Source organism: Vibrio sp. 10N.286.48.B8 (genome assembly GCF_003050085.1).
Taxonomy (GTDB): Bacteria; Pseudomonadota; Gammaproteobacteria; order Enterobacterales; family Vibrionaceae; genus Vibrio; species Vibrio crassostreae.
In genome coordinates this window covers 119272-138222 of sequence record NZ_PIGD01000005.1, presented here as the reverse complement: position 1 = coordinate 138222, position 18951 = coordinate 119272, and the positions used below count along the sequence as shown (strand labels likewise).

At 41.3% G+C, this 18951-nt stretch carries 18 protein-coding genes; 5 read left to right on the top strand and 13 right to left on the bottom strand.

Translation table 11 applies throughout. From position 1 onward, the window contains the following. The first annotated feature begins 1 nt into the window (after position 1). Positions 2-1192, top strand: a complete 1191-nt coding sequence (locus tag CWO08_RS08215; protein ID WP_108020227.1) for an O-antigen ligase — start codon at positions 2-4, stop codon at positions 1190-1192. Then, positions 1189-2274 (top strand): polysialyltransferase family glycosyltransferase, encoded by a 1086-nt coding sequence (locus tag CWO08_RS08210; RefSeq protein ID WP_108020226.1) that lies wholly within the window; start codon positions 1189-1191, stop codon positions 2272-2274. The genes CWO08_RS08215 and CWO08_RS08210 overlap by 4 nt, the downstream gene beginning before the upstream one ends. A gap of 11 nt (positions 2275-2285) precedes the next feature. On the opposite strand, the gene pseI is transcribed toward CWO08_RS08210, so the two are convergent. Genes pseI through CWO08_RS08160 form a run of 10 tightly spaced genes read right to left on the bottom strand, consistent with a single transcriptional unit; the run spans position 2286 to position 13177 of the window. After that, positions 2286-3320: a pseudaminic acid synthase gene (gene pseI / locus CWO08_RS08205; protein ID WP_108020225.1), complete on the bottom strand. Its 1035-nt coding sequence runs from the start codon at positions 3318-3320 to the stop codon at positions 2286-2288. A gap of 6 nt (positions 3321-3326) precedes the next feature. After that, positions 3327-4028: a VOC family protein gene (locus CWO08_RS08200; protein WP_258185284.1), complete on the bottom strand. Its 702-nt coding sequence runs from the start codon at positions 4026-4028 to the stop codon at positions 3327-3329. An 11-nt stretch (positions 4029-4039) separates the two neighbouring features. Next, complete coding sequence (pseH, locus tag CWO08_RS08195; RefSeq protein ID WP_108020224.1) at positions 4040-6226, bottom strand: UDP-4-amino-4,6-dideoxy-N-acetyl-beta-L-altrosamine N-acetyltransferase; 2187 nt, start codon at positions 6224-6226, stop codon at positions 4040-4042. Next, entirely contained in the window at positions 6213-7337 is a 1125-nt protein-coding gene (gene pseG, locus CWO08_RS08190) for a UDP-2,4-diacetamido-2,4,6-trideoxy-beta-L-altropyranose hydrolase (RefSeq protein WP_108020223.1), read from the bottom strand. Before pseG ends, pseH begins: the two co-directional genes overlap by 14 nt. A gap of 4 nt (positions 7338-7341) precedes the next feature. After that, positions 7342-8031 (bottom strand): pseudaminic acid cytidylyltransferase, encoded by a 690-nt coding sequence (gene pseF, locus CWO08_RS08185; RefSeq protein WP_108020222.1) that lies wholly within the window; start codon positions 8029-8031, stop codon positions 7342-7344. Then, a complete protein-coding gene (gene pseC, locus CWO08_RS08180) occupies positions 8031-9206 on the bottom strand; it encodes a UDP-4-amino-4,6-dideoxy-N-acetyl-beta-L-altrosamine transaminase (RefSeq protein WP_108020221.1) in 1176 nt (391 codons plus the stop codon). Before pseC ends, pseF begins: the two co-directional genes overlap by 1 nt. Next, a complete protein-coding gene (gene pseB, locus CWO08_RS08175) occupies positions 9203-10216 on the bottom strand; it encodes a UDP-N-acetylglucosamine 4,6-dehydratase (inverting) (protein ID WP_050619734.1) in 1014 nt (337 codons plus the stop codon). Before pseB ends, pseC begins: the two co-directional genes overlap by 4 nt. Positions 10217-10229: 13 nt before the next feature. After that, the gene (locus CWO08_RS08170) at positions 10230-11024 is read right to left on the bottom strand and encodes a glycosyltransferase family 2 protein (protein WP_108020220.1); all 795 of its coding nucleotides are present in this window, start codon (positions 11022-11024) and stop codon (positions 10230-10232) included. 26 nt (positions 11025-11050) lie between these two features. Next, positions 11051-12136 carry a glycosyltransferase family 4 protein gene (locus CWO08_RS08165; protein ID WP_108020219.1) on the bottom strand — a complete coding sequence of 362 codons (1086 nt, stop codon included), beginning with the start codon at positions 12134-12136 and terminating at the stop codon, positions 11051-11053. Positions 12137-12145: 9 nt separating this feature from the next. After that, positions 12146-13177, bottom strand: a complete 1032-nt coding sequence (locus tag CWO08_RS08160) for a UDP-N-acetylglucosamine 2-epimerase (RefSeq protein WP_108020218.1) — start codon at positions 13175-13177, stop codon at positions 12146-12148. Positions 13178-13309: 132 nt separating this feature from the next. Here CWO08_RS08160 and waaA point away from each other — a divergent pair, with 132 nt between their 5' ends. Beyond that, positions 13310-14572, top strand: a complete 1263-nt coding sequence (waaA, locus tag CWO08_RS08155) for a lipid IV(A) 3-deoxy-D-manno-octulosonic acid transferase (protein WP_108020217.1) — start codon at positions 13310-13312, stop codon at positions 14570-14572. A 40-nt stretch (positions 14573-14612) separates the two neighbouring features. Here the strand turns inward: waaA and CWO08_RS08150 are convergent, their stop codons facing one another. Further along, a complete protein-coding gene (locus CWO08_RS08150) occupies positions 14613-15326 on the bottom strand; it encodes a 3-deoxy-D-manno-octulosonic acid kinase (protein ID WP_108020216.1) in 714 nt (237 codons plus the stop codon). Positions 15327-15422: 96 nt separating this feature from the next. Between CWO08_RS08150 and CWO08_RS08145 the strand changes: the two genes are divergently transcribed. Both CWO08_RS08145 and coaD read left to right on the top strand, forming a co-directional pair. Next, on the top strand, positions 15423-16487 hold the full coding sequence (locus CWO08_RS08145) for a glycosyltransferase family 9 protein (RefSeq protein WP_108020215.1): 1065 nt from the start codon (positions 15423-15425) through the stop codon (positions 16485-16487). 1 nt (position 16488) lies between these two features. Next, a complete protein-coding gene (gene coaD, locus CWO08_RS08140) occupies positions 16489-16971 on the top strand; it encodes a pantetheine-phosphate adenylyltransferase (protein WP_048661322.1) in 483 nt (160 codons plus the stop codon). 73 nt (positions 16972-17044) lie between these two features. Here the strand turns inward: coaD and CWO08_RS08135 are convergent, their stop codons facing one another. Together CWO08_RS08135 and mutM are read right to left on the bottom strand one after the other, a co-directional pair. Then, entirely contained in the window at positions 17045-18049 is a 1005-nt protein-coding gene (locus tag CWO08_RS08135; protein WP_108020214.1) for an NAD-dependent epimerase, read from the bottom strand. Positions 18050-18140: 91 nt separating this feature from the next. Continuing rightward, a complete protein-coding gene (mutM, locus tag CWO08_RS08130; protein WP_108020213.1) occupies positions 18141-18950 on the bottom strand; it encodes a bifunctional DNA-formamidopyrimidine glycosylase/DNA-(apurinic or apyrimidinic site) lyase in 810 nt (269 codons plus the stop codon). Position 18951: the final 1 nt, after the last annotated feature.

Here is an 18951-nt window from a genome sequence, read left to right as displayed (position 1 = left end):
TATGTTTCGAAAATTAATGCAAATTATACACTTACTGCCAATTTATTGGGCTGTTAGTGGTCTTTTCATTATTAACAACGGTGATAAGATTTTAGTCACGTTGATAATAATATCTTTAGTCGCAAAATTAGTCGGTTGCCTTTTCGATAGTGATGATAGCATTGATTTTAAATATAACCATATGATTGGGATAGTTTTCATATGTGCTATTTATGCATCGTTAAAGTATTATCATAGCGGATATAGCTCTTCTGAGATCAGGGTTCTTATTAGTACAGCTTTATACTCAGCAATATCAATCCCAAAAAAAATTCGTTATAAGTCTCTGATATTTATAATTACATTGAGTTCGATATACATAACTTACCAAACTATAAATATTATAGAGATAAAAAACTTAAGTCGGATGAAACTCCCCTTAAATGCAATCCCTTATTCAAATTATACCGGTTTATTATCGATAATAGCCCTTTATCTTGGCTATATTAGTAAGAGTAAATTACTATCATTGCTATCAGTTGTAAGTTTTATTCTTCTTACTATTAATGTCATACTAGTCGATACAAGAGGTACATGGCTCGCTCTAATTACAGTATATATAACTATCATTTTTCTTATATTTATGAAGAAAAGAAACTGGAAAGTTACTCTCATGAGCCTTGCCTTATTTGCTACTGTGACAACATTAAACTACCCTATTATCAAAGGCAGAATTGACACATCAGCAAAAGAAATAGAGCTCCTTACAAAAGGCAACTTAGACTCATCATGGGGTATAAGAGTTCAGCTATGGTTAGTTGGCTACGATATTATAAAAAACGATAAATCGTGGCTAGGTTTAGGCCAAACCAAACACCTAGAAATCATTCAGAAAATGTATAAAGAAGGTAAAGTTAAAAAGTCCCTAGCTCGATTTGACAACAAGAACTTTCATAATAGCGTTGTAGATAGGACTGTGAAATATGGTTTCATTGGTCTTATATTATATATAAGCGTTTTGATTATTCCATTTTTTTATGGAATTAAGAATTTTAACTCAAATTACTCCCCGCTATTATTAATCATGCCAATATTTATTTTTGTAGCAGGGTTAAGTTATGTACCTATCTCGCATCCAGGCACGTACTTTCTTTACTTACTTACCACTATGTTTTTAATTAAAAAGATAAAAAACAATAGGGGGCAACAATGAACCTTTACGTTTGCTCAACGCTAAGACACTTTTTATTTTCGATATCAAAAGCTTGCTATCAGCCAAATGAACATTCTACTATTTTGTTTTTCTATGATTACCAAGGGGTTGATAAGGACAAGATAAATAAAAACATTAAAAATGAAAATATAGAAATAATATTAATCAGTCGAAAAGAATTAATCTATAAATTAAAAAAATCTTGGCTTGGAAAATTAACACTATTCCTATCCATGAGAAATATAGAGCCAAACGAAAAAATAACAAAATTAGCATCTGATCAACTAATAAAATTAGAAATATTGAAGCCAAGCGATTTTAATGATTTATCCTTGTTTGTTTTCAATGACAAAAACAAAGTTGCTCGCCTTTTTAAGTTGCTAATAAAAAAATATGAAGTTATAGAGGATGGGGTTGGGAATTATTATGAGATACCAAAGAAGGGAATCAGTAAATACTTAAACCCTATAAATTTTAAAGGCCTTAATACTTGGGTTATGGGGGAAAGCACGCGTTGCACTACTATCAATGTCGTGTGGCCTGAAAAGTTACCGAATTCAGTGAAAGAAAAAGGAAAAACTATTGAATTTCTTGGAAAATCAGAAGGTTTACCATCAATCAACACTGTTTTTAAATTCACTCCAAAATTAGTAAATGTTCAAAGCAATATCGTTATTATTGCTACTCAACCACTATCATCAACTCTTGCTAACATGCTTAAAGATGAAGGTTACTTTTTCTATATACATCAATGTATAGCAAAACATATGGAGAGTGAAGGGAAGCCTTACTTTATAAAGCTTCACCCTAGTGAAGACATAAAGGATTACCTTCCTTATTTTGATGAAGATAAATTTCTTTCAGTCAAACACCCATTAGAATTAGAGCTTCTTAATAGCCCTAATAAGGTGATTGTTGCTTCTATTAACTCAACAGCGGGACTAGGGTTTGAACAATTTTGTGAAAGGCGTAAGCTGTTCAGAGATGAAGAGATGGGTAATTTTGATGAGCAGATCATTTCTTGGAAGAAGAATCCACACCTATTAAAAAAGCGCCTAGAAGAAACCTTTCATTCCCTCTAGGCACTTCATACTTAATAATGCTTAAAGTCTAAAGGTGTTCCAAACTTAATATCGCACGTCGCTTTTGAGCCAATGACATCATCAAGGTATTTTGGCAATATGCCATTGCCTGGACGGATTGAACGAACATGCTCTTCAGTAAACAATTCACCTTGCTTAATATCTTTAACAACATAAAGTGAACGGCGATGACATTTAGTCTGTAGCTCTGCCTCTGTGCTTACAAAATTTGGAGCTCCTATAGCTTCAAAAGCCATAGTACAATTTGTTACTAGTGACTTTAGCTCTTCTTTTTCAAGCGAGAAAGCCGAATCAGGGCCACCATCTGCACGCGCAAGCGTGAAGTGCTTTTCGATCACACATGCTCCCAATGCTACAGCAGCAACCGATACACCAATATCCATAGTATGATCTGATAAGCCGACTTCTACTCCGAAAGCGTCACGCATAACAGCCATTGTAGAAATATTTGCTTGAGATGCTGGAGTTGGATAACCACTTGTGCAATGAAGAAGTACGATATTTAAAGCGCCTGCTCCTTTCGCTGCCGCAACCGCTTCTTCAATTTCTGCCAAATTCGCGTTACCCGTCGACATGATCATCGGCTTACCGGTTGCCGCCACTTTTCGAATCAATGGTAAATCGATCAACTCAAATGACGCGATTTTATATGCCGGTGCGTTCAAACTTTCTAGGAAATCGACAGCTGTATGGTCAAATGGAGAACTAAAGATGGTAATACCAAGCTTTTCAGCCTCATCAAACAATGTCTTATGCCAATCCCAAGGGGTATGTGCCTGCTCGTACAGGTCATAAAGTTTTGAGCCATCCCATAGACCACCACGGATCATAAATTCTTCACTATCGTGATTAATTGTGATGGTATCAGCCGTGTAAGTCTGCAATTTAACAGCATCGGCCCCCGCATCTTTCGCAGCTTTAATCAATTCAATTGCGCGAGTGATATCACCATTATGGTTACCTGACATCTCCGCTATGATGTAAGGTCTATGTCCCTTACCAATATCTCTATTTGCTATCTTCATTATTTCCTACTTATTCGCCAGGTAACTTTCAATCTTTTTCAACGAATCCAACGTCGACATATCAGACGCAGGTATCGATATTTCGAATTGCTTTTCGATTTCCATTATTAACATCAAATGTTTAAACGAGTCCCATTCAGGACAATTTGCCATATCCGTTCCATCGTAATCAACGCGACTACTATCTATAACTGAACGATAGATCTCCATAAGCTTATCTTTTTTCGAATCTACAACATCAAGCTTAATAGACTGATGGGATACAGGTATTGAGTCTACAGGATAAGCTTCAAGTAACTCAAACAAACCATGATTTGGATGGACAAGAAAAGCGACTCTACGGCCATCAAATGCGCCGTCGGCACGAGGAGCAACCACAAGTTTTGCACCAAAATCCTGCTCAGCAACTTTGATCGCTTTATCAATGTCCTGCACGGCATAACAAAGATGATAAGCACCACCACCTGAGCCTAGATGCCCAAGAATCGGAGAATGATCATCTAGTGGTGCAAGTATCTCTACAACACCCATACCATTGAGCTCCACAAATGCATAGTACACTTGTTGTGCCGGGTTTTCTCCAGGGCCACGAAGCAACTTAGCTCCTGGAACAGATAAAAAATCTTTCAATGTAGCTATCAAGTCTTTCGTCGTCACAGCATAGTGATCAACATGAAGTACACCTAAAGCCGAAAACATTGCATTCATATAAATTTCTCCTACGCCTTCCAATTTAGAGTCATTAGGTTGGGCTCTGACGGCAACGACTGCTGAGCAAACTCGAATACCCATTGCTCGTTATCATGTAAAACAAAGTGATTATTCTTATAGAGTTCTCGAACTGGCATATTTTTAGAGCTCGCTATAAAGCGACCAGTCACAGCATCCTGAGAAGATTCACTCGCTAAAAGAATCAGCTTACTTATTATAACATGCTCAATGTCTCTCCCCATCACTCTGCATGACATAACGAAGTTATCAATGACCCAACGATTATCCTTTTTCACGATAACCAGTGCCGCGACGCCTTCATACTCTTTAGAGTATTTGTCTTTAGAGCGGACATGGAGAACTTGATAGTCAGAGGCCCTCATCCATTCGCTCAATTGCTCTTTGCTATAGCGTGTTGTCGTTGTGTTGAATTGATTCGTTTTATTAAAGAGTTGATGTGTTCGGTCGAAGTTATCTGAGTTCAACTCTTCTACACATACTTCCATTCCCAAACTTTTAATAAATGACGCTCGGTCAACAAATTCAGTTTGTGCATTCTGAATATCTACTCTTTGCTTGTAGAGCTCCGAACGTCGTTTATCAGAGTCACTCACTTGCGCGACGCAAAGTTCAGGAAGATTACAAAGGTACTGGAACCATTCAGCAGGATCTTCCGGTAGTTCAGGTACAAAAACGTCGGGAGCATTTCGGCGCACTTCTGCACGCTCTACAGGGTTATCATCGATGAAACAAAAAGAGGATAAACCAAGGTTTAATTCTTTACTTAATGCATGAATATTCTGTGATTTTGGTTCCCAATTAATTCGATGGCTGACAAAATCTTTCGCTCTCAGACGCATCTCCGGATGGGTTTCAATAGCATCTAACGCCACTTCCTCAGTATTTTTACTGCATATAGTCAGCAAAATACCTCTGGATTTTAGTGTGAGGAAGAGCGACTGAAGGTCTTTGTAAATATTGCCTGGGTAATCCCCCCCTAAGCTAATACCGTCTTTTCCATCATCACCAATGATCCCTTTCCACAAGGTATTATCAAGATCAAGCACTAAGACTCGAGCAGAAAGTGCACTTGCCGCAAAAATAGTACCAATGATTGCCTGGCTGTACGCTTCCAGAAATTGAATGGAAAACGGTGCTCTTGCCATATACCAATATTTATTGGAGAAACTTTGGCCAGCACGCTTGATAATTTGAGAGTAAGGAATAACTTCAACCAAATTCTCGGTTTTCATCGTATAAAGCGTGTTATTCCATTCTTGGATTAGCCTCTGAATTTTTGAGTCTGACAATTGTTCAGAAATCGAGAAAGGAAAGCCCTTCTGAATAGCAAAATCTGCAACAAAAACCCGATTACCTCGCTGAGCAATACTTTTGATGAATGCAAGATATTGCAACACGCGTTGCTCTGTTTGTAACAAGGATTCTTCTGTTGGCAAGGTATAGATATCAGCAAAGAAGTCTTCAATTCGCTCGATAAAAGCGTAGCAAGAAGATGCATCATTAATATCAGTATTTTCAGAATCCAAAAGATCTAGCTGATACCGACCGAATTCAGCTATCGCAATTTTATAAGGAAACTGCGTATATGTCTTAATATGCTTCGTTAAGGTATCCGACAAAAAATCGGTATTATGAGATGCGAATAGGTACAACCGCTGGCGTTTATCTAGCTTATTTTCTGGATAAACATATTTCATGTAAACAACATTTTTTGCAGTATCAGTCGCATCTACAGGAGCCTCGCACTCTACAAAACCACTTTTTTGATGTAGTTTCCACGCGAGCTGATTCTGTCTTAGTGATTCACAATACAACTCATGTACCTTTAACGTTTTACCCGCATAGTGAATAACAGCTTGTTCAAGTTCAAGCCAAATAGCTGTTTTTTCAGCTTGCTCAAGCGCACTGTTGTTGAGGTAAAACCCCCACCATGCTGTCGCGTTGTCTTGCTCCCATGAATAAATGGTCACTACACCAACTGGTTTCTCATCGCGACAGAATATTAAGATCTGTCTTTGGTCCATTAGCATGGTCTTATCCCACCATGCAGAATGTTCCGTTTTAGATATGATATGGTCAGTTAACATCACAGCACGCACATCAGCGTGGTTGCGCCACTCTAACACTGCCCACTTATCGCCTTCTTGTGCAGGGCGGAGACTAAATGTTGTCATTTTTTGAAATCTCTTCTAGGTGTTCAACAACTCTTTCACACCCTTTACCATCAACTAGGTCACCGCAAATGGAAGATTGATTCAAGAGAAGTTCTTTTTGAGAAATAAAACGCTGATATGCAAGCGCATAATCTTGTGATGATAGCTCGGAATTCAAGCCCAAATAGCAATGGCCGTCTATGTCATGCAAATCTTTAGCGAGCTGAGTTTGATTGTCGGCGACCGAGCACACAATACCAGGAAGGGCAAGCACGCACCTTTCCCACGTTGTAGCACCGACCGCTCCAACATACAGGTAGGCATCTGAAAAATAATCCATCATGTTTTTCACTTGAACATGAAGGGTCACCCTAGCCTTATGTTCAGCACACAACGCTTCCAACTGTTGCTTATGAGGGTTGTTCATCCCAATAATCACATCGAAATGATCACCACTATCGACACTCAATAATCCAAGTAACGCTTTGGATGTTTCATTAGCCCAATCAATGCCCCCAAAAAAGAGCACAACTTTTCTCTTAGATAAACGCTGTGTATAGTTTGGAATATGCTTTCTGCTTTCACGAAACTCATCTCTCAACAACGCATATTTAGGGCCACAAAGGCGCTTGGTATAACTGGGAAGGTAAGCATCATAACGACTTTTACCTAAAGAGTAATAATTCTGATCAAGTAACATGTTTACATCATGAACTCTATCAGCCAAGTCGTCGATTTGAAGAATACAGCAAGATAGTGGCCTCAAAGCCACCTGAAAGCGCTCATCTAACGCATAGTGATCGATTACCAACCAGTCTAACTTTGTTCGAGTTAGACCAGATAGGTAATGAGATACGACATTTTGTACTTGTACAATCTCAGTTTGATAAGGGACTTCCAACCAATTACCATGAGCACAATGCGTGTTGTGAGTCTCCGCTCCGTCCGGTTTAGGTAAACTAATAACATTGAAACTCTCTTCAATGAAATTAATTAAGTTTCCTCCCAATTTTCGACATATGAAAACAACTTGATGTCCATTGCTCTCTAACTTACGTGCAAGTGTGAGCATTCTGAATGCATGCCCCGTCCCCATCTTGAACGACGCATCAACGCGAATACCAATAAGCACCTATCTAACCTTTTAATGCTTGAGAAAGTAATAGAGCAAAATCCCAATCCTCAGGGGTATCAAGATCAACAACTCGTTTCCTAGAGACAGGATATGCAATTGCTTTATCTGAAAACATAGGGATCTTTTGACGGTAAGCGTTTGGTTTACCCCAATAAAATTGCCCTACATCATGATATCCGACCTCAAGATCCTGAGATCGAGTATTGAAATGTTCTGGTTGGAACATCTCAACACGTTGTCCTTGAGTCAACTTTACGCCTCTTTGTATTGGGAATGGAAACTCACAAACAGGGAAGCAGTAATCAGCAGAGGGGGATTCTAGTAGCAACTTATAGGTATTGCGTATGTCGTTGACATCGATAAAGGGTGCTGTTGCGTAAATACAACACAGATATTCAATCGACTGCGACTGCTCTTCGTACCAATCAATAGCATGCAACAGAACGTCTGCCGTAGTGGCAAAATCATCAGAAACGTCTGCTGGACGCATAAACGGTACTTCTGCGCCATACTGCTCTGCGACTTCAGCAATTTCAGGGTCATCCGTTGATACGATGACCCTATCAAAGCATCCAGATGCCAATGCGGCTTCTATAGAGTACGCAATTATCGGCTTTCCGTTAAAATCTTTAATATTTTTTCGCGGGATGCGTTTACTCCCCCCACGAGCTGGAATAATCGCTATTTTCATTACGCACCTTTTAGAATATCAGTTAACACGTCGACAACTGTATTCTGTTGAGCTTCAGTCATACCGTGGAACATCGGCAAAGAAATCGCCTCGCGATAGTACTGTTCGGATTCAGGGAACTCCCCTTCAGTGAAACCTAAGTCTTGATAATACGGCTGAGTATGTACTGGAATATAATGCAAATTCACACCAATACCACGCTCGCGCAACGCATCAAAAACCTGTTGATGACTGAGTGAAATATCATCTAATTTCAAACGAATCACGAACAAATGCAACCCTGAGTAGGTATTGGGAAGTTGGTAAGGCAGAACAACCGGCAAATTCTCTAATTTAATATAATAGCCTTGTGCTAACTCGTGGCGAGCAGAGACAAATTCATTCAAGCGCTTCATTTGGCTCACACCCAGTGCTGCTTGTAACTCTGTCATACGATAATTAAACCCAAGGTCTATCTGTTGGTAATACCAACCGCCATGAGCATCACCACGCATCAACTCTGGATCACGCGTAATACCATGGCTACGCAGCAGTGCCATTTTATCAGCCAGTTCTTTGCTATTGGTAAGAGCGGCGCCACCTTCGGCAGTTGTCACGATTTTTACTGGGTGGAAACTAAATACCGTGATATCTGAATATTCGCAATTCCCTATCGGTTGCTCTTGATATCGACCACCAATCGCATGCGAAGCATCTTCAATAAGTTTAATACCGTACTCTTTGGCTAACTTACCAATTGCAGCCATATCACATGGCTGTCCGCATAAATGTACTGGCACTAAGACTTTTGGCAGCCTACCTTCAGCTTTTGCTTTGATGAGCTTCTCTTCAAGTCGTTTAGGGCACATGTTGTATGTGTCTGGGTCGATGTCGACAAAATCCACTTTTGCACCGCAATAAAGACCACAGTTTGCAGACGCAACAAAAGTAATAGGAGATGTCCAAAGCCAATCACCTTTGCCTAAACCCAAAGCAAGACAAGCAATATGTAGAGCGGAGGTTGCGCTATTCACTGCTAACGCATACTGAGCACCGGTATGTTCTGTTAACGCTTTTTCAAACGCAGGAGCTTGTGGTCCCTGAGTTAGAAAATCAGATTTAAGGACATCAACTACACTATCAATGTCTTGCTGACTGATATCTTGCTTGCCGTATGGAATCACTGTTCTACTCACACTGTAAATTTAGGATCAACATGTTCTTTGATTAGGTCACGTAGACCTTCAATCGTTTCCCACTCAGTATTCGTACCTGAGTTGTACTTAAAACCGAACGGGACTTTTTCAGCTTTATGATGATTCATGTATTCATCTTCTGTGTATGTAAAAGATACCGACGGAAGAATCGCGTAATAACGCCCTAGGTCAATCGTATTAAGAGAGTCAGTATCCGTAATCATTTCTTCATGAAGCTTTTCACCAGGACGAATACCAACAACTTTAGTTGGCATACCAGGCGCAATCGCTTCTGCAATGTCTAATATTTTGTAAGATGGGATCTTGGGTACAAAAATTTCACCACCAATATGGTTCTCGATAGCGTACATCACCATGTTGACACCATCCTGAAGAGATATATTGAAACGAGTCATCTCTTCATGGGTAATTGGTAATACACCTTCTTCTTTCTTCTGCATAAAGAACGGAATAACTGAGCCTCGAGAGCCCATAACGTTGCCGTAACGAACAACACTAAAACGAATATCTTTAGAGCCACGAATATTATTAGCTGCTGCAAATAATTTATCAGAAGCTAACTTAGTTGCACCATATAGGTTAATCGGAGCACACGCTTTATCCGTAGATAGTGCTACTACATCTTTTACACCACACTGTAGTGCTGCATTAATTACATTTTCAGCCCCATCAATATTAGTACGAATACACTCGGTCGGATTGTATTCTGCTGTATCAACTTGCTTAATTGCCGCAGCATGAATAATTACATCAACACCTTCACAGGCTTGAATCATACGGTTACGATCACGCACATCACCGATGAAGAAACGTAATTGTGGGTAATCTTTTTGAGGATAGTTTTGCTTAATTTCAAACTGTTTTAGTTCATCACGAGAAAATATGATGATTTTCTTTACGTCTTGATAGCGCTCTAAAATCGTTTTAATGAACTGTTTACCAAATGAACCTGTGCCACCTGTAATTAATACTGTCTTATTGTTTAACATACTAAAATCTCTATTAATTCTTATCTAAATGCTTATTGTTTTTCAGCTTGGCTTCTTGCTCTAAGTACCACAGGCCCGCATATTTGTTGAATGACGATTGAGCAAAGTTCATTGCCATCAATAGACCACGACTACCGTCTAAAAATCCTAATCGGATAATATAAATTAGGAAAAATGTCCAAACTGAGCGCACAATAGCGAAAGGAATCCCTAAACTTGGCTTACCCTTGCTGTAATATTTTTTTGTGGTTTCCCAACCGTATACTCGGCTTTTTTCCATCAAATGATCAAAGCCGCGTAACGAGTTATGCATCAAAAAACCCTTTTTCAGTGTAGAGACCTTCCCTTCAGTTTCTACATTTGCATGTACTACAACTTTAGTAATCGAGGCTCCTTCACGCTTAAAAAGACGTTTAGGGGCTCTGGATGAACGACCAAAGCGCATTTGTTTGCCTAAGATAAGATTCCCCCAAGGTAACTTGAAAGCTACTTCTTCTAAATTTGGATCACTTAACTGGCGTGTTATCTCGGACTTCATATCTTCATCCAAGTACTCATCTGCATCAATAATTAGTGCCCAATCGCACGTAGCCTGCTCAAAAGCCCTGGCCTTCTGATAACCATCACCAGGCCAATCTTCCGTAACCCAGATTTTATCCGTATATTCTCTTGCTATTTCAACTGTCTTATCCGTACTTCCAGAATCATAAACAATTATTTCATCAGCAAAACCTTTTAGCGATTCGAAACAAGGTCGAATACGGTCTTCTTCGTTCTTACAAATAATTAACGCTGATAATGTTCTCATTGAATCAATATACCTTTTTCATTGAGCTAGTTTGAATGACCTAGTAAACGTTCAAAATACTTTAAGTGTTCAGCCACTGTCACTTTAGAACTAAAGTGACGTGCTAGCCTCTCTTTAGCAGCAAGCCCCATATCAGAGCATTGTTGTTTATCCTGAGCAATTTTATTAATAGCTTCACCTAGTGCCTGAGCATCAGCAGTGGGAACAATAAAACCTGTTTGTCCATCATCGACAAGCTCAGGCGCTCCGCCTGTAGTGGTAACAACTGATGCTGTTCCATTGGCCATCGCTTCAATAATTGTACGAGGCAGTCCTTCACCACTAACGGATGGCTGTACCTGAATATCAGCCATGGCCATTAATGACGGAATGTCTTTTCGATGACCAATATAGTGAATTCTATCTGAGATCAGGCTATTTTTCATCTCGTCAAAGTGGGGCTCATAGCCACTACCCGCGAGGACCAGATGAAAATTGGATACTGTAATATAATTAGTCGCCTCGAGGAGAACAGATATTCCCTTACTAGGGCGCACATGCGCAGCGCAAAACGCAACAACATCGGTCTGATTCAGTTCTAACGACTCCCTAGAAGTAGGATCGACTTGATACCACTCTAATTGATGCCCCTTATATATGGTGACAACATTATCTTTGTTCTTCCAAACTCGCTTGATAACATCCTGTCGAACAGCTTCAGATACGCAAACGATGCCATCAACTCGGGGATGAAGTTGAGTTAAGTAAGCACTTGGATCATGTCGATACAAGCCGCCCGTTGTTCCCCTGTAGGCGATCAACTTTACTTTAAATCCAATACATGCAAATGCCGCATTCGGAATAGTTTTTGAGTTAAAAGCATAACAAATGTCATATTCACCACTCTTTAATTCTCGTCGAATGGTCTTGATCGTATCAAAACAAACCTTTCTTTTAGGATAACAATCGATGACCTTCACACCGTTTGTTCGAAGCCGATCTACGTATTCAGACTCACCTTGGGTCATAACCGTAACGCTATGCCCTTGATTTACAAGTTCTACAAATATTTCCGCTTCAGGGCGAATACTATTCCAAGCATGTAGATACGATGCACAAACTAATATTTTCATTATTCAGCCCTAGAATTTCCAATAGTTTAATGATTTACGGATTTTAAAGTTACGAATCCAATTTTTTGGTTTTTTATCCTGCCAACCGCTTTCTAGCACATCCGTAATAGCACTCAGAACTCTCGCTGAGGATTGACCGTCCAAATATGGCGTTATTGACGGACCATAATTAGCAATGGCTTTATCTCTTGTTTCATCAGGCAGCATAGCTTGTTGAATTGCTGATTCTAACTGCTCTGCTTGGGTAATATTGATGAAGCTCGCTTGAGGCTCTCGGTTATTTACCGTAACAACCGGCTTATTGAGCAACAAAAACTCCTGAAAGATCGATGAGTTGTCACATACCATCACATCAGCACGATGCTGCATTTCAATCACTCGATCATTGTCGAAGAACAGAAGGTTGTCCCCTTCCAACGCCTGGTATTTTTCTCGTGTCTCTTGCTTCATTTTAGGATGCAATGTGACTAACCATTGCCACTGGCTCAGTTTGCTTAGGCGCTTAAGCTCTTCATAAACCAATTCAGCACAGGATAAACTTGGCGAAAAAGTGGAAGCGAATAGAATTTGAGGTCTTTCAAAATGCTTGTCACTGGTTTGATAATTAAACAAGCTATCGAGCTTCAGCCACCCGGTCTCTTTAACTTGAAAATAGCCGCGCTGCTTAGCTAGCGGCTCAAGCGAGCTTGTTCTTTCATGGCCTTCGGTGCAATACAAATCAAATAGACCACGTTCAGGGTATAAGTTCCCACGTTTGCTCTCGTTCAAACCATGAAATACTTGTACCTTCAACCCTGGAATAAACGCAGGAATGCGATCACCGGGCACTAAAACAGCTGAAGGGTTAAAGGAGACAGCTTCAACTAAAGAGACGCTCTGCTCTTGATCCAGTAAAAGATGTTCAGAAGCGTCTTCACCAACAAGCAACCACTTAACCTCATGGCCGAGTTGCTTCGCGTAATCATAGAATGGGCGAAGAATAGCAAATGAATAATTTTGCTCGACGTAGAGCAAGAAACGATAGGTTTGATCGGTTTGCATAAGCGATGAGATAAAATTCACCATGTCCGTTTGAAAGCGCAACTAAGCATTTAATTATAACGCTCTTTACTTTCGAGATTGAAGAAAATACTCTTCTGAATATTGATTTTGCCTTCTGGTGTCACTGTTCTTATGCTTATACGACTTATCTATACTCTCATATTGTCATTAGCTTCTCCGCTACTGCTGTATGGGCTTTATAAGAGCAAACCTGGAAAGCCAAGTTTTGGTCAGCGTTGGAAAGAACATTTCGGGATCACACCGCAAACTCAAGGTAAGAATCCTATCTGGATTCACGCAGTATCGGTTGGTGAATCGATTGCCGCCGTACCGATCATAAAGCAACTGAAGCGACGCAATCCAAACCAAGCCATTATCGTTACCACCACAACCAGCACGGGTGCAGAGCAGATAGAAAAACTCGGTGATTTGGTCGAACATCGCTACATGCCGATTGATTTTTCTTGGTGTGTACGAGGCTTCCTTAAATCAGTAAAACCAAAGCAAATGTTGATTATGGAAACAGAGCTTTGGCCAAACACGTTACATTGCGTCGCGAAAGCTGGGATTCCTATTTCAGTACTCAACGCTCGCCTATCTGAGCGCTCGTGCCAGCGCTATGCTAAATTCCAATCCGTCTTTAACCTTCTAGCGAAAAACCTTTCTCAAGTACTCTGCCAATACCCAAGTGATGCTGATCGTTTTATACGATTAGGGTTAGATAGAGCATCGGTGCATGTGACAGGCTCAATCAAGTTTGATATTGAAGTCTCTTCTGAACAAGTAGAAAAAGGTAAAGCTTTGAGGGATCAAGTCGGCTTTAATCGTGATGTCTGGATTGCTGCGAGTACCCACCAAGGTGAAGATGAAATTGTTTTAGATGCTCATAAGCAACTTCTAAAAGACAAACCAAGAGCGTTATTGATGATTGTACCTCGTCACCCTGAACGATTCAGCCAAGTGACGGAACTGGCTAAACAGCAAGAATTCAACACCATCACTCGAACAAGTCAACAACCTATCGCCTCTGATGTTGAAGTGTATATTGCTGATACGATGGGAGAAATGTTGACCTTACTCGGTGGTGCTGATGTGTGTTTTATGGGAGGAAGCCTTGTAGGCGATAAGGTAGGTGGCCACAATCTTCTAGAACCAGCAGCTCTACAGCTACCCTTACTGAATGGCCCTAGCTACTTTAATTTTAGCGAGATCACCGACAAGCTACTGGAAGCCAATGCCGTGGTTATTTGTCAAGATAGCCAAGATATCGCAGGCCAACTCCAACAACTGTTCAAACAATCAGAACTGCGTAAAACTAAAGGCTTAGCGGCTTATCAAGTGGTTGAGCAGAACCGAGGAGCGTTGGATAAAACCTTGGCATACATTCTTAATTAATGACCATTCTTAGCTAGTCACCACTCTTAACTAACAGCAACTACCCTTGGTAACCTTGCAATAACGGTTCCCAATCCTGCTCTTGCCATTGAATCTGGCGCTTGTTCACTTCTTTTAAGAACGAGCGCTTTAAGCGATCCAAGTTGCCTTCTTTCCAGTCATCACCCGCTTGATGACCACACTTATCAAAGTCAATAATCCACACCTTTTGCGAATCATCAAGCAGGATATTATGGATATTGAGATCAGTGTGATTGACCCCAGTATCGTGCATTTTGCGTATCTCTTGGCCAATTTTTTGATAGATATCCGCATCAATCGGGTTAGTAACCAATACATCAACTAGATCTCTGGCATTGGGAATTCGTTCAGACATCAAGTCCGCTCGATAAAGTAGTCCGCTTTTAATGGCTCTAGCAGCAATGGGCTTCGGTACATTCACACCTGCGTTTGCCAATATCTTTAGGACATTAAGCTCCATAGCGCAGCGAGTACTCTCCCAATCAGAGAAACGATATTGGTCTTCGACTAGCTTCCCAAACAATCCGCCACGGCGATAATGGCGCAATGCGGCCTGTATTCCATCAAGCTGAATGAACCATGTGGTACCGCGTCCTTGAGCACTGCCTGAAATGGCGTCTTGTTGCTGCCAATATTCAGCCTCAAAAATCTGAGCAATATCGCCCTCTGGTACCTGAGCCAGAAGTTCAGGGTCGTACCAAATTGTTTGGTTCTTGGTGCTAATCGTTTCCATCTATGAGGCCTTTGGGTCGCTTTTCGTCATTGCTATTTTACAACTAATGCGAGTATCTGCATAATTCTGATGTTATTCACTTTTTTCGGGCACTTTATGTCACTGTTCTCAACTGCACCTCAATCTCTTTGCATACTTCGCCTCTCCGCGATTGGCGATGTTTGTCATGCTATTTCTGTGGTTCAAGCCATCCAGAAGCAGTGGCCTGAAACGAAAATTACTTGGATAACCGGCAAAATAGAAGCCATGCTGATCGGCGATCTACCCGGTATTGAGGTGATTGTTTTCGATAAAAAACAAGGCTTCAAAGGAATGCGTGAATTATGGCGTCAGCTATCTGATCGTAAATTTGATGCACTTCTGCATATGCAAGCCGCACTCAGAGCCAGCGTGCTATCTTGGGGGATAAAGGCGAAGTGCAAAGTGGGATTTGGCAAAAACCGTACTCGTGAAATGCAGTCACTCTTTACCAACCACCATCTACCTATTTCAGATAAGTTTCATGTGTTGGATAACTTTGCCGAATTTGCTCGCTACATTGGTGTCCCCTTCGATAAGCCTCAATGGGATATCCCTTTAACACCTGAAGATGAACAGCTAGCCATCGACACTATGGCTGATAAGCCAACCTTGGTTATCTCTCCTGCAGCCAGTAAGGATTCGCGTAACTGGTTAACTGAGCGATATGCAGCTATTGCTGATTATGCTGTCGAACAAGGCATGCAAGTGGTGTTATGTGGTTCTCCGGCACCAAGAGAAATTAACCTAGGTAGCGACATCGAAGCCTTATGTCAATCTCCTGTCATCAACTTAATTGGCAAAACCAACCTCAAGCAGCTCACTGCCGTACTTAAACATGCGACAGTGGTAATCGCACCAGATACAGGCCCAGCACACCTGGCAACAACACAGTCTACGCCTGTAATCGGCTTGTACGCACATAGCGATCCCCGTAGAACTGGCCCTTACAACGATCTGGATATCGTGGTCAGTGTTTATCAACAACATGTAGAAGCACAACAAGGGAAACCGGTTAAAGACCTTCCATGGGGAACCCGAGCAAAAGGCAATGATTTAATGAAAGACATCACGCTCGACATGGTAAAGCAGACACTCGACAAAGCCTTAAATTCCATAAAAACACTAAGCAAGGACCGCTAATATGACCACACACGTTATCTACCCTGGTACTTTTGATCCGGTAACCAATGGTCACCTCGATATTATCGTCCGTGCCGCGAGCATGTTTGATCATATCACCGTTGGGGTGGCCGCGAGCCCAAGCAAAAAGACCATGTTTAAGTTAGAGGAACGAGTAGAGCTGTTGCGGGATGCTGTGTCTCACTTACCTAACGTGTCTGTTGAGGGGTTTTCTGGGTTACTGGTCGATTTTGTCAAACAACAGAAAGCTAATGTGCTAGTACGCGGCCTCAGAACGACCATGGATTTTGAATACGAATTCGGTCTCACGAGTATGTACCGAAAACTCCTGCCCGGCCTTGAAAGTGTGTTTCTAACCCCATCAGAAGAGTATGCATTTCTTTCTTCGACAATAGTCCGAGAAGTGGCTATTCATGGTGGGGACATTAGTCAGTTTGTACCACAAAAAGTTGCGGCTGAAATCAAAATAAAAACAGCTAAGTAATTCGCTTGATCTACACCGAAAAAACAAAAATAGCGCTCATTGAGCGCTATTTTTAATTAAAAGCTATCAATTACTACAGCGAGTAATAGGCTTTATACCAATCCGCGAAAGCTTTCGCTCCTTCTTGGATCTTAACTTGAGGCTTGTAGCCAACCGCTTCAAACAGATCTTCCGTATCAGCATAAGTCGCGTACACATCACCTGGTTGCATTGGCATGAAGTTCTTTTTCGCTTCAACACCTAAAGCACCTTCTAATGCTTCGATGTAGTCCATTAATTTAACCGGGCTACCATGACCGATGTTAAATACGCGATATGGTGCTGAACTGGTTGCTGGTGAGCCTTGCTCAACCGTCCAATCTGGCTGTTTTTCTGGAATGCGGTCTTGCACACGAATAATACCTTCAACGATATCATCGATATAAGTGAAGTCACGCATCATGTCGCCGTTGTTATAAATATCGATCTCTTTACCCGCTACGATTAAATTCGCAAACTTGAACATCGCCATGTCTGGGCGACTCCAAGGGCCGTAAACCGTAAAGAAACGTAGACCTGTTGTCGGTACATCGTATAAATGAGAATAGGTATGCGCCATTAGCTCATTCGACTTCTTGGTCGCAGCATACAACGAGATAGGGTGATCAACACTGTCTGCCGTGTGGAATGGCATTTTCTGGTTCAAGCCATAAACTGAGCTTGATGAAGCGTAAACTAGGTGTTCAACCTTGTTATGACGGCAGCCTTCCAAAATAGCTAGGTGACCAACCAGATTGCTATCGGCATACGCCATCGGGTTATCAATTGAGTAACGAACGCCCGCTTGTGCCGCTAAATGAATAACACGGTCAAACTTTTGTTCAGCAAACAGTGTTGCCATGCCTTCTCTATCAGCAAGATCTAGCTCGATGAAGGTCAGGTTTTCATGCTCAATGCGCTTTAGGCGATCATGTTTCAAAGAGACTTCATAGTAGTCATTCAAGTTATCAATGCCGACAACCTTATGTCCAGCCGCACATAGTCGCTCTGAAACTGCAGAGCCAATAAACCCGGCAACGCCAGTTACTAAATATTTCATTCTACTATTCTCAATTCATATCATTAGTGTAATTGTAGCTATTAGCCTGCCTATCTACTAGCGTAAAAAAGTGAACACGAGTTCAGTTTTTTTATACTTGGCACTCTTCGCAATAAAACGTGTTCCTCTGCCCTATTTTTAACTCTTGAATAAGAGCTTCACAAGTAGGGCACTTTTCGCCTGCTTTGCCATACACTTGTAGCTCTTGAGCGAAATATCCCGGCTTGCCATCTGCTTGAGCGAAATCTTTAAGCGTAGTACCGCCTTGTTTGATGGCGGTAGCGAGTACTTGTTTGATCTCTTGGGTCAACAAGACCCACTCTTCTTTTGTCACTTTACTTGCTGGGCGCAAAGGGCTAATACGTGAAGAAAATAGTGCTTCATTGGCGTAGATGTTCCCTACCCCGACCACCACTTTGTTGTCCATGATGAACTGCTTGACGGCGACTTTACGTTTCTCTGCCTTCTCGGCTATGTAATCGGCGTTGAAGTCGTCAGTGAGCGGCTCAGGACCAGATCCCAGTAACACAGGATGAATCTCATCAGGCGCCGACCATAACCATGCTCCAAAGCGGCGCGGATCGTTATAGCGCAGTACTTTGCCGTTGGTGAGCTTAAGATCCACGTGATCATGTTTTGCTGGCGGGAAATCGGCATCTAACACGCGCAGTGAGCCCGACATACCAAGGTGAACAATGGCAGTGCCAGTATCCGTTTCAATTAATAAATATTTAGCACGACGCGAGATAGAGCGAATCACCTGCCCTTCTAATGCTTTGAGCTCTTGTGGGATATCCCAACGCAGCTTAGGCGTGCGAAAGGTAAGGGTTTTAATGGTCTCGCCAACTAAATGAGGCGAGATCCCCATGCGGCTTACTTCGACTTCGGGTAATTCAGGCATA